Below are 12,575 nucleotides of genomic sequence, written 5' to 3' on the forward strand. Positions count from 1 at the left end.
AGTCGGGCAACCGGCGGTCCAGGGCGATGGGAAAGGAGCCTTCTGGAAGTGAGCGGTCCTGTGCACTGGGAAGAGCTTCGCTCCGCGGATTCGGGCCACCTGGTCCTCGTGGTCGACTGGCCGGCAGGTCCGGGCGACGCGCGGGCCTCCCGGGACCTGGTGTCCCTGCTGGACACCCCGCACGCCGTCTGGCGCACATCGGGCACCGCCGAGCCGCACCACTGGGAGGCCGGCGCGCGGGAGTACGTCAGGCCCTGGGCGCGGGAGGTGCACGACAGCGGGCTGGGCGTACGGGCCGTGGTCGCCTGCGGGGTGGCCGGTGTCCTCGCGGCGGCGCTCGCCGAGCTGGTGGCGGACGGACAGGGGGGCTGCCCCGAGATCCTGCTGATCGACCCGGAGTTCGTGGACCCCGCGACCGTCTACGACGAGTTCCTCGCCCAGCTCGCCCGGCTCGGCCAGGCCCCCGCGGCCGGCGGCCGGGAGCGGCTGGAGCGGCTGCGGGACATGGGGGCGTCGGTGGTGGCGGAGTGCGGCGAGGATCTGACCATCCTCGCCGCCCGACTGCACGCCCTGCTGACCGAGGCCCGTGGCGCACCGCCTCCGTCGTCGTCCACGGGCCTCGGCGCCGGCGGCACGGGCGGGTTCGAGCCGGGCGGGGCCAGGTTGTGCGCGCTGGCCGTCGCCGACCGGGCCGATGTGAGCCGGATGTGGGCCAGGGGCACCGCGCTGTGCTCGTCGAGCTCCGGCAGCGGCCTCAACCGCACGCGGGCGGCGCTGCTGCTGCCGGAGGCGGCCCTGGTAGGCAGGGAGATCGTCTTCGACGTCGACCACGCCGGCCTGCTCAGGGACGCCGCCGTCGCCCGTACGGTCTCCGAGTTGATAGGCGCATGACAGGGGGATGCGCCCACGCCCGGAGGTCGGCAGCCCGGCAGGCGGACGGCGGCGCGGAACGCCGCCGGTTCGCCCCGCCGGGTGCCGGTTCGCGAGGCGCAGCCGTCTCACAGCGCCTCGGACGCCTCCAGCGGATGCAGGTCCAGCCGTGCGGGCAGGTCCTGTCTGCGGGTGATGTTCAGCTTCCGGTACACCCGGGTGAGGTGCTGCTCCACGGTGCTGACCGTGATGTGCAGGATCCCCGAGATCTCGCGGTTGGTGTACTTGAGCGCGGCGAGCGAGGCCACCCGGCGCTCCGAGTCGCTGAGCGCCGCGCCCGTCTCCCGCTCCCTGCGGTCCTGCGGCAACTCGGACACGGTGGCCCCGGGGTTCGCCACGGGCGGGCCGCCGTGCAGGATCCGCTCGTGCAGCACGGCTGCCTTGCACTCGGCCGCCAGGCTCAGCGCCTCCTGCCGGATGGTGCGGGCCAGCGGATCGCCCAGCGCGGTCAGCGCGTCGCCCAGGTCGGCCAGGGCACGCGCCAGCGCGACCCGGTCCCCGGACCTCCTGAGCTCGGAGATGGCCTCGTCCAGCAGGTGCGGGCGCCGCTTGGGGTCGGAGGTCGCGGCCCGCAGCCGCAGTGACGTGCCGCGCACCCAGGGGTGGCGGGAGTCCACCATCGAGAGCTGACGGTGCACCAACTGCTCCGCCCTCGCCACCTGCCCCAGTTGCAACAGCACCTCGGCGACGTCCGTGCGCCAGGGCAGGACCAGCGGGCGGTCGATGCCCCACTTCTTCATCAGCCGCCCGACCTGGAAGAGGTCGATCAGCGCAGCCTGGAACTGCCGTGTCGCCATGTAGTACTGGGCACGGGCGCGGAAGTACGCCAGGCCGTGCACGGTCAGGTGCAGGGTGTCGGGGACCGGCTGCTCCACGATGGCCGCCGCCTCCGCGTACTTGCCCATCTCGGTACGGGCGCGCAGCAGCGTGGAGAGCGCCGAGTAGGAGAAGTCGCTGGTCCGCTGGTCGGCGACGCACTCCAGGGACTCCAGCGCATGCTCCTCCGCGCCCGCCAGGTCGCCGAGCCGCAGCAGGCCCTGGGCGCGCAGCGCCGAGAACAGCGCCTGCCAGCCGGGGGCGTCGAAGCGCAGCGACTCGTTCCGGAACACCCGGCACCAGTGCACGCCGCGCTCCAGGTCCTCCGAGGTGGTCAGCGCCATGATGGCCTGCACGATGGGCGGGACGGTGGCGCCGGTCAGCTTGGTGGCCCGCAGGAAGCGGGTGATGTCGGTGGAGTTCGCACCGACCGCCGAGAAGGGGCTGTCCTTGCCGGGCCGGCGGCCCGGGAAGGCGCCGCTCGGCTGGGGCGACAGCGGGGACGGGACCAGGAAGTCGGGGTCGCCGTTCGTCGGGGCGCCGTCCGGGTCCATCGCCGCCAGGTACACCCGTTCCGAGGTGTCGGCCTCGCCGTCCTCGGGGCGCGAGGAGATCAGGCCCCGCACCTCCGCGGCCTCGGCCATCCGGCCCTGTGCCACCAGCAGGTGCAGCAGCGGCAGCAGCCCGGACACGGAGACCTGGGCGGTGCGCGCGCCTCGCACCGCCTCGGTGAGGTGCTGCTCGGACGTGCCCGGGTCAAGCCGCCAGACAATCGCGGCGAGCCGGGTCTTGATGGCGACCCGCTTCTGCGTGTCGGCACACGAGCGGTGGGCGAGCCCCAGCAGCGCGACGGCCCGGCTGATCTCGTCGTGCTCGACGCACTCCTCGGCGGCGCCGCGCAGCACGTCCGCGGCCCACTCCGGGAACCGGGGCGTGGTGCCCTCCGGGACGGCCGAGACGAGGTGCTGCGCGACCAGCGCGGCCTCGGCGCCCTGTGCGTGCAGGATGTCCGCGGCCCGGCGGTGCAACTGCGCCAGCGTGCCCGGCGGCAGGTGGTCCAGGACGGTGGTCCTGACGACGGAGTGCCGCAGGCCCTCGCCGCTCAGCAGTCCTGACGACTCCAGCGCCGACATGCCCTGGGCCACCGCCGTCCTGGTGGTGCCGATCAGACGGGCCAGCAACTGGGTGGTGGCCAGGTCCTCCAGCACGATGATCGCCGCGGCCAGGGTGAGCACGTTCTGCCCGCAGCTTTGCAGGCAGCTCACCACGGCCCGGGCGAAGGCGCCGCCGGGCTGCGGCCGGACGTCACCGGAGCCGGTCGAGGCGGCGGTGCGGACGCCCGTGTGCTCCGAGATCAGCGCACGCAGCAGCAGGGGATTTCCACCGCTGATCCGGTGCAGATCGGCGGCCATCCCGTCCCGTCCGGTCAGACCCGGAAAACGGGAAAGGGCATTCACGACCTCCGTCGCCGTCAATGGCTGGGGCTGTAGCCTGCTCATGCTCGGACGACGTAGCAGCTCCGTGCTGAATCCCGCGTCGAACGGGCTGTAATGCAGAGTTTGCGTGACAACCAGAAGGATCCTGGTCGAACGGTTATGGTGACGCGCCACATATTGCAGAAACTGCTGTGACGCGGCATCGACATGGTGCAGATCATCGATGCAGCAGACGACGGGCGCACACTCCGAGATCCTGCACAGACGCACATGCAGCTCACGCATTTCCTCGCCCTTGAGGCCGTCGGACCCGCACTCCTGGAGCTGCCCCAGGTCCAGCGCCGGCACTCCGTCGAAGAGCTGCCGCAGTGTGCCCAAAGGGGCGTCGCGGTCAGCGGCGGAACCCGCTGCGAACAGCACGTTCGCGCCGGTGGACGCGGCCTGTTCGGCGAAGGTGGCAAGGAGTTCGCTCTTGCCGCAACCGGCCGCCCCCTCGATCAGGACGATACGGTTGCGGCCCGCCCGGCAGTCCTCCAGAGCAGACTCCAGGGCTGTGATCTCGGCCTTCTGGTCGATGAGTTGCATGCATCCCCCGATGTACCCATATGCATCTATATGCAGTACGCACCTAAGTGCAATGTCGCCGCGGCGCCGCCGGCGTATCCGTCGAGCCCCCTCTGCTTCCCCCGGACGCCCGTGGCTGGGACCTGGGCGCCGTGGCCCCATCCACATGAGCGCAATCCAGCCAGCATTCAACTCGCAGGCGCTGGCGAGTCTAGATCGGCCTCAGATTGATTCGCGCGGCAACAACCTGCATGGCAGGAAGTTCCCACCTGCTTGTTGCGAGGCCATCGAATGGTCAAGACATCATCAATTGGCCCTGAAGTAACTCGGCGCATGATAGGTCAACCTGCGCCTCTGACCGGTGGGTCAGGTCCTCATGCCACATCCGAACGGGTCTGATCGAGCGTCAATGCGCCCCCCAGTGCCACCTTCGCGCCCGCCTGGAAGCGGCTGTCCGCCTCCAGCTCGTCCATGATCTCCTTGACATAGCGTCGGCACTGCCGTACTGACAGCCCCAGCCGCCGGGCCACCACCTCGTCCTTGTGACCCTGGGCCAGCAGCCGGACGATGGCCACCTTCAGATCGCCGCTGATCGTCGTGCAGCCGGAGTGGTTCGCGCCGAACGGAGTGGCATCCTGCCAGAGCTGGTCGAAGGTGGCGCACAGCACCCCGACCGTGGTGGGCTCGCTCACCGTGACCGCGGGCGGCCCGGCCTCCTGGCCCGGCGCCTCGCCACCGCCGGCGGCCCTGGCGCACCCGGGGTCGAGCAGGACAGCGTGCTCCCGGTCGAAGATGACGAGCTGGCCGACCAGCTCGGGACGGGACCGCACGGTGACGCCGAGCGCGGCGAGCTCGGCCGTGCCGGAATGCGAGGCGGGGTCCACCAGGGCGGAGTGGCGGCACAGCGCCCGAATGCGTATTCCGTGCCTCGCGGCATCGCGGATCTTTTCCCGGACGGTGTCCAGGATGTCCTCCGGAACGGGCTCGCTCTGTCCGCTGATGAGTATTTCACTGCGGCACTGGGTGATCTGCTCCTTGAGAATCCATTTGATCTGCCCGTTGGTCTCGATCGGATGGAATCCCTGATGCGCGCGGTGCAGCAGCCTGCGCCCCTCGGAATAGGCGGGTGTCAGCCTGCCCAGCCGCAGCCGTATATCGCTGATGCGCTGCTGGAGGCGGCTGATGTCCCGCTCGGCCGGGCTCGTCAGCTCGGTGACCGCGACCTCGGGATGTACCGGAATCAACAATTCCGGATTATGGGCGGGTGATTGCAGAAGGTTGAGGTCGACGAGTTCCCTGCGGACCTTCCTGACCGTTTCGACGGGCAGCTCCAGCGTTCTGGCGATCTCGTCGACGCTGAAGTGCCCGAGACGAGTGGCTTGCCCGAACACCAGGGCAGTGGTGTGATCGGGATCGGTACGTTCGGACATGGTGCATTCCCCCGTTCTGCGCACGCCTTCATAAAGACCGGCAGCCCTCGCCGAGGCGAAGGGTCTTCCCGGCTCACATTAGGCCGTCCGCTCTTCCCGTGACGAAGGGGAGTCGGTCACCCCCAGGGGTGGGCCGGGGGCACGGCGGCGGCGCACGGCGGCGCATCAGGACACCGGGCGACCCCGCCCGTACGGCTCCCGCGGGCTGCCGCCGCCGCGGTGTCCCGGGCAGCGGCGGCCACAGCCCCAGGGGGCACCCGGTCCGCAGGGCGCCCCGCAGACCCGCCGACACCACCTGACGCACCGTACGACAGGCCCCATGCCGCGCTGTAGGCTCGGTTTCAACGGGTGTCCGCCCGAGTGGCGGGCACCGTTCTCGTACGGGCCCTCCGGCGGCACGGACGGTGGGCGGGCTCATGGGCCGCCGGCGGGCACGGGCGGTGCGCAGTTAGGGGGCGCTAGGGGTTCTGCGGGAGGGTCAGGTCTGCCAGCCTGTGACCGTCCGCCACGGACCCCGCCCCAAGAGCGCACCGCGCATCCCAGGGGATCCCCCGCCCCGGATGGCCGGTGTCCCGGAGCCTCCGCCGTCCACTTCGGCGGAGGCTCCTTCACCTTCCTACGGACGGGCGGCAAATGGACCGGGCACATCTCTTGGCCATCAGCGATCTTCATGTCGTGCATCCCGAGAATCGCAGGATCGTCGAGGAACTGCGTCCCGTCTCCGACCGCGACTGGCTGATCGTCGCGGGGGACGTCGGGGAGATGTCGCAGGACATCGCCTGGGCCCTCGAGACCCTCAGCCGGAACTTCGCCCGAGTCATCTGGGCGCCCGGCAACCACGAGCTGTGGACCCCCCGCGACGACCCGCTGGAGCTGCGCGGTCTCGCGCGCTACGAACACCTGGTGGCGCTCTGCCGAAGCCTCGGCGTCGTCACCCCCGAGGACCCGTACCCCGTCTGGGAGGGGCCGGGCGGCCCGGTGGTCGTCGCGCCGCTGTTCGTCCTCTATGACTACACCTTCAGGACCGACCCCTCGCACACCCGCCGGCAGGCGCTGGAGCAGGCCTACGAGAACGGTGTGGTGTGCACGGACGAGTTCCTGCTGCACCCCGATCCGTATCCGAGCCGTCAGGCCTGGTGCGCGGCGCGGCTGGAGCAGACCGAGGCACGGCTCGCGGCGCAGGGCTCCGACCTGCCCCTGGTCCTCGTCAACCACTTCCCGCTCACCCGCGAGCCCACCGACATCCTGCACTACCCGGACTTCGCCCTCTGGTGCGGCAGCGAACGCACCGCCGACTGGCTGACCCGATTCCCCGTCGAAGCGGTGGTGTACGGCCATCTGCACATCCCGCGTACCACCTGGTACCGGGGCATACGCTGCGAAGAGGTCTCCGTCGGCTACCCGCGCGAATGGCGCCGCCCGGGCCACCCGCGCACCGTACCGCCGCGCCGCATCCTCCCGTACGAGCGGTCGTGACGCGCACCCGTGGTCCTGACACGTACCGGGCGGCGGCGGTGCGCACCGGGCGGACGTGAGGCACCGCGCAAGGCCGTGCGGCGCCATGGGGCAGGGCCGTGCGGCGCCGTGCAGCCGTGGCGCACCACGGCTGCACGGCACCGTGACGCGCCGCGGGGCCGTGGCGTGCGCCGGAAGGACGACGTGAGCCTCCCGAGCGGTGCCTGCGCCGCCGTTGTGCGCCCAGGCCGCCGTTGTGCGCCCGGCCCGGGGCCGGGTGCCGGCCCCGCTGCACGCCCTCCACGGCCCCCCACAGCCCCCTGACGGTCCCCGCCCCTCCACGGCCCGGACCCGCCCGCGCCCCCGACGGGCCGTCAGGACAGGCGCGGCAACGAGCCGTCGGGCAAGCGGACGTGCCTCGTGCGGGGAGCACGCCGCGGACTTACGCGCCGGCGAACAGCCGGGCGCCTGGACAACGTTGTCGGCTCCCTTCCCCGTCCCGCCGGCCCCCGCCGGCCCCCGCCGGCCGGGTGGGGCGAAGGCGCTGGCCGACGGGGGCCGAGGGTGCCGGGCGCACGCCGGGAGAACCCGGGCGGGCCATGTGTCCGCGAGGTCTCAACTAGGGAAAGACTGCCGACCAAACCTGCATTCGATCTTGCCCATATCTCGGGAAGTGGACTATACCTGTCGGCGTCCGCAGGGTGGCCGTGCCAACCGCTCTGCCCGGGGGAGTGGGGAGGCGGCACGCGGTGTTCAGAGCGCCAACTGCCGGAAATTCCGTGCAATCCCGGTATTTTCGAGCATGAAATCTGTTTTCGAGCACGACCCCAGCTTCACATCACCGCGGTGCCGGGGAGGATCCGGTTCACCGCCTGAGTCCTGGAGAAAGCGAGGACTTGAGCATGGGATCCACTTCCGCGCAGCACCCGCACGACGGTCTGGGCCGACGCGACCTGATCAGGAGGTCCGCTGCGCTCGGCGTGATCGCCGTTCCCACCATGGGTTTCCTGTCGGCCTGTGCCAGCAGTGACAGCGGCAACAAGCAGGTCGAGAAGGGCAAGACGAGCGCGGCCAACCCGCTGGGTGTCAAGGAGAACGCGCCGCTCGACGTCGTCATCTTCGACGGCGGTTTCGGTGACAAGTACGCCGTCGACGCCGAGGCGCTCTACCAGAAGCGCTACCCGAAGGCGACGATCAAGCACCACAAGACGCAGAAGATCCAGACCGAGCTCCAGCCCCGCTTCAACGGCGGCACGCCCCCGGACCTGATCGACGACTCCGGCGCCGAGCAGATGGACACCGGAGTGCTGGTCGGCAAGGACCAGCTCTCCGACCTCACCCCGCTGCTCGACGCGCCGTCCATCGACGACCCGAAGACCAAGGTCCGCGACACCCTGCGGCCCGGCGTGGTCGAGATGGGCCAGTTCGACGGCGACCAGGTCTGGATCATGTACTACGCGTACACGGTGTACGGCGTCTGGTACTCCCGCTCCAACCTCGCCAAGCTCGACGCCGAGTACCCGGAGACCTGGGACGACATGCTGGCGCTGTGCGCCAAGGCGAAGAAGAAGGGCGTCGCGGGCTGGACCTACGCGGGCAAGTACCCGTACTACATCCCGTTCTCGCTGTTCCCCTTCATCGGCAAGATCGGCGGCCCGAAGGTCCTCGACGCCATCGACAACCTGGAGCCCAGGGCCTGGTACGACCCCGCGGTGAAGGCCGCCTTCGAGGCGTACTACGAGCTGTACCAGAAGGGCTACATCCTCCAGGGGACACCCGGTCTGACCCACATCGAGTCGCAGACCGCCTGGAACGAGGGCAAGGCGCTCTTCATCCCGAACGGCTCCTGGGTGGAGAACGAGGCGGCGAAGACCACGCCCAAGGACTTCCAGATGGCCGTTGCGGGGCCCTCCAGCCTCGACAAGAGCGACAAGATGCCCTTCGGCACCCTCTGGGCCGCGGGCAGCGAGCCGTTCATCGTGCCGAAGAAGGCGAAGAACCCGCTGGGCGGCATGGAGCAACTGCGCATCATGCTCGGCAAGGAGGCCTCCGCGAACTTCACCAAGCAGGTCTCCTCGCTCAGCTCGCTGCGCGGCGGCACCACCGGCCTCAAGCTGCCGCCGGGCCTGTCCTCCGCGGTGGCCGCGCTGGACAAGGCCGGCAACAACGTCCTCAACCCGCGTCTGCAGGACTGGTACACGGACCTCAACAAGCAGCGCATCGGCGTGGCCGTGCTGGGCGAGATGATGGCCGGGCGGATGACGCCCGCCGAGGCCGTCAAGAAGTGCCAGGCCGCCTCGGACGCGACGGCCAAGGACGACTCGATCAAGAAGTACAAGCACAGGTGAGCACGCGTCACGTGGATGCCCCTCCCAGACCTTTCGGGTACTGGGGGAGGCGTCCTCGAACGGATCGGGGCCGGTAGACCATGCAACACGGAAAGTACCGCTTTGTTGCGGGATTCCTCGTGACTCCCCTCGCGCTGTACGCGATCTTTGTGATCTGGCCGTTCATCCAGGCGATCTATTACTCGTTCACGGACTGGACCGGCCTGAGCCCGGAATTCGCGATGGTGGGCTTCAAGAACTACACGAAGCTGTTCAGCGATCCGTTGTTCTGGAAGTCCTTCCAGCACAGTGTGCTGTTCGTGATCCTGCTGCCCCTCGTGACGCTCTCCCTGGCGCTCTTCTTCTCGTTCATGCTCAATGTCGGGGGCCGGCAGCGCAAGGACGCGGCCATCTCCGGTGTGCGGGGCGCGGAGTTCTACAAGATCGCCTACTTCTTCCCACAGGTGCTGTCGATCGCGATCGTGGCGCTGCTCTTCCAGTTCGCGTACAACCCGCGGCAGGGCGCGCTCAACGGCTTCCTGCAGGCACTGGGGGTGAGCGATCCGCCGGAGTGGCTCGGCGACCCGAAGTGGGCCCTGTGGTGCGTGATGGCCGTTCTGGTCTGGAGCACCGTCGGCTTCTTCGTGGTGCTCTTCTCGGCCGGCATGTCGTCCATCCCGAGGGACTTCTACGAGGCCGCGCTGCTCGACGGCGCGAGCCGCGTCACGACCTTCTTCCGCATCACCCTGCCGCTGCTGTGGGACACCGTGCAGTCCGGCTGGGTCTACATGGGGATCATGGCGCTCGGCGCGGAGGCCTTCGCGACGGTGCAGATCATGACCGTCGGACCCGGCGGTCCCGCCGACTCGACGATCGTCATGCCGCTGTACGTCTACCAGAAGGCCTTCCACGACGGGCAGGCCGCCTACGCAACCACGATCGGCGTCGCCCTGCTCTTCGTCACGCTGCTGTTCGCGGCGATCGTGATGAGGCTCGGCAGGCGTGAGCGGCTGGAGTACTGATGAAGACCACCGACACCCCGCCCCCGGCAGAGGGCACCGAGGCCGCGACACGGGTCGCCAAGCTCCCCGCGGCGCCGCAGGAACGGGGCGGCGGCCGGGGCGGCGTCCTCAACGTCTTCTCGCACGGCATGCTCGTGCTGTGGGCGGTCATGGTCGTCCTGCCGCTGCTGTGGGCGGTGATGACGTCGTTCAAGGACGACAGGTCCATCTTCACCTCGCCCTGGGGCCTGCCCGACCGGCTGCACTTCGAGAACTGGTCGCGCGCCTGGTCGCAGGCGCACATGAGCGACTACTTCCTCAACACCATCCTGGTGGTGGGCTGCTCGCTGGTCGGCACGCTGGTGCTCGGATCGATGGCGGCCTACGTGCTTGCGCGCTTCGAGTTCCCGCTCAACAGGTTCGTCTACTACCTCTTCGTCGGGGGCATGAGCTTCCCGGTGATGCTGGCCCTGGTGCCGTTGTTCTACGTCATGAACAACATGGGGCTGCTGAACACGCTGCCGGGTCTCGTGCTGGTGTACATCGCGTACTCGCTGCCGTTCACCGTCTTCTTCCTGACGTCGTTCTTCAGGACGCTGCCGACCTCCATCGCGGAGGCCGCCTTCGTGGACGGCGCCTCGCACACCAGGACGTTCTTCCAGATCATGCTGCCGATGGCCAAGCCGGGCCTGATCAGCGTCGGGATCTTCAACTTCCTGGGGCAGTGGAACCAGTACATGCTGCCGACGGTGCTCAACACCGACCCGGACCGCAAGGTGCTCTCCCAGGGGCTGGTCGAGCTGGCCGTCAGCCAGGGGTACAAGGGCGACTGGTCCGGTCTGTTCGCCGGCCTGGTGATGGCGATGCTGCCGGTGCTGGCCGCCTACGTCATCTTCCAGCGCCAGGTCGTCGCCGGTCTCACCGCCGGTGCTCTGAAGTAGGGGGACGCCGTCCGGCCATCCTGTGCACCGCCCCGGCAGGGGCCGCCGGTGCACAGGGTGGCCGGCTGCCTGCGTACCGCAGCGGATCCTTCGGAGGTTGGCCGCGGGCCGCGGGCGCCTTCCGCCTCCGGCGGAGCGCCGGGTGTCCCAAAGAGCTGCTTCCGGTCAGCCGGATACCGGTCACGGCGTGCGCCGGCGCCACCGATTTCTGTCAAGGACTTGACTGCGGTAACCCGTTCAGCGGAGCTTGGAGTTCACAACTTGTAAATGGCCCGGGTTCCGCTGCCGTGACCCGGGGCACGGGCGGCAGTGCCGTCGCCCGGCTTAGGGCAGGAGTGGATGGGTCGATGGAGACTCCAGGGTCGCAGTCGTCGCTGCACCGGGCCAATCTGGAGCGGGTCGTACGCGCCGTACGGCTCGCCGGTTCGCTCACGCAGGCGGAGATCGCGAGGACGACGGGCCTTTCCGCGGCCACCGTCTCCAATATCGTCCGCGAACTCAGGGAGGGCGGGACGGTCGAGGTCACGCCCACCTCGGCAGGGGGCCGCAGGGCCCGCAGCGTCTCGTTGAGCGGTGACGCCGGAATCGTCATCGGAGTGGATTTCGGCCACACCCACCTGCGGGTGGCGATCGGCAACCTGGCCCACCAGGTGCTCGCCGAGGAGGCCGAGCCGCTGGACGTGGACGCCTCCGCCGCGCAGGGCCTGGCCCGTGCGGAGAAGCTGGTCAGCCGGCTGGTCGCGGCCACCGGAGTGGACAGGGCCAAGGTCACGGGCGTCGGGCTCGGCGTCCCGGGCCCGATCGACGTGGAGTCCGGCACCCTGGGCTCCACCTCGATACTGCCGGGCTGGAGCGGCGCGAGGCCCGCCCAGGAGCTGCGCGAGCGCCTGGGAGTGCCGGTGCACGTCGACAACGACGCCAACCTCGGCGCGCTCGGCGAACTGGTCTGGGGCAGCGGACGGGGCGTGAAGGACCTCGCCTACATCAAGGTGGCGAGCGGGGTCGGCGCGGGCCTGGTGATCAGCGGGAAGATCTACCGGGGGCCCGGCGGCACCGCGGGAGAGATCGGTCACATCACGCTGGACGAATCGGGGCCGGTCTGCCGCTGCGGCAACCGCGGCTGCCTGGAGACCTTCACGGCGGCGCGGTACGTCCTGCCCCTGCTGCGGTCCAGCCACGGCACGGGGCTGACCATGGAGACGGTCGTCAGGCTGGCCCGCGAGGGGGATCCCGGCTGCCGGCGGGTGGTCGCCGATGTCGGGCGCCACATCGGCAGCGGGGTGGCGAACCTCTGTAATCTTCTCAACCCGAGCCGCGTGGTGCTCGGCGGCGACCTCGCGGAGGCCGGTGAGCTGGTACTCGGGCCCATAAGGGAGTCGGTCGGACGGTACGCGATCCCCAGCGCCGGACGCCAGCTCTCCGTCCGTCCCGGGGAGCTCGGCGGCCGCGCCGAGGTGCTCGGGGCGCTGGCCCTGGCGCTAAGTGAAATGGGTGATTCGACCCTTTTGGATGGAGTTCACCCGACGGCTACGCCTGCCTTCACTTAGTTCACGCATGGCACCGTTGTCATCTCGTTAAGGATTTACTCCTTGACGCCGACGTGCGCGCCGAGTTGACTTCCAGCCACCTCGGCCGCAGCGACGCGGCCGCGTCAGGGAGGTTTCTTAAGTGAACA

Annotated in this window: 8 protein-coding genes; 6 read left to right on the forward strand and 2 right to left on the reverse strand. The window is 69.8% G+C overall.

The genetic code is table 11. From position 1 onward, the window contains the following. The first annotated feature begins 48 nt into the window (after positions 1-48). Positions 49-891 (forward strand): hypothetical protein, encoded by an 843-nt coding sequence (locus IE313_RS24640; protein ID WP_189935845.1) that lies wholly within the window; start codon positions 49-51, stop codon positions 889-891. A 107-nt stretch (positions 892-998) separates the two neighbouring features. Here IE313_RS24640 and IE313_RS24645 read toward each other — a convergent pair whose 3' ends face one another. Then, a complete protein-coding gene (locus IE313_RS24645) occupies positions 999-3,767 on the reverse strand; it encodes an AAA family ATPase (RefSeq protein ID WP_189935847.1) in 2,769 nt (922 codons plus the stop codon). A 353-nt stretch (positions 3,768-4,120) separates the two neighbouring features. Then, entirely contained in the window at positions 4,121-5,176 is a 1,056-nt protein-coding gene (locus IE313_RS24650; protein ID WP_189935848.1) for a helix-turn-helix domain-containing protein, read from the reverse strand. 675 nt (positions 5,177-5,851) lie between these two features. On the opposite strand from IE313_RS24650, the gene IE313_RS24655 reads away from it, so the two are divergent. The 5 genes from IE313_RS24655 (at position 5,852) to IE313_RS24675 (ending at position 12,447) form a co-directional block, all read left to right on the forward strand. After that, complete coding sequence (locus IE313_RS24655; protein ID WP_373317053.1) at positions 5,852-6,652, forward strand: metallophosphoesterase family protein; 801 nt, start codon at positions 5,852-5,854, stop codon at positions 6,650-6,652. An 881-nt stretch (positions 6,653-7,533) separates the two neighbouring features. Beyond that, positions 7,534-8,979 (forward strand): N-acetylglucosamine/diacetylchitobiose ABC transporter substrate-binding protein, encoded by a 1,446-nt coding sequence (gene ngcE / locus IE313_RS24660; protein WP_189935851.1) that lies wholly within the window; start codon positions 7,534-7,536, stop codon positions 8,977-8,979. 80 nt (positions 8,980-9,059) lie between these two features. Then, positions 9,060-9,980 (forward strand): carbohydrate ABC transporter permease, encoded by a 921-nt coding sequence (locus IE313_RS24665; RefSeq protein WP_189935853.1) that lies wholly within the window; start codon positions 9,060-9,062, stop codon positions 9,978-9,980. Continuing rightward, the gene (locus tag IE313_RS24670; RefSeq protein WP_189935854.1) at positions 9,980-10,900 is read left to right on the forward strand and encodes a carbohydrate ABC transporter permease; all 921 of its coding nucleotides are present in this window, start codon (positions 9,980-9,982) and stop codon (positions 10,898-10,900) included. The genes IE313_RS24665 and IE313_RS24670 overlap by 1 nt, the downstream gene beginning before the upstream one ends. A gap of 347 nt (positions 10,901-11,247) precedes the next feature. After that, the gene (locus IE313_RS24675; RefSeq protein ID WP_189935855.1) at positions 11,248-12,447 is read left to right on the forward strand and encodes an ROK family transcriptional regulator; all 1,200 of its coding nucleotides are present in this window, start codon (positions 11,248-11,250) and stop codon (positions 12,445-12,447) included. The last annotated feature ends 128 nt before the right edge of the window (positions 12,448-12,575 follow it).

Source organism: Streptomyces sulfonofaciens (assembly GCF_014656295.1).
Classification (GTDB): Bacteria; Actinomycetota; Actinomycetes; order Streptomycetales; family Streptomycetaceae; genus Streptomyces; species Streptomyces sulfonofaciens.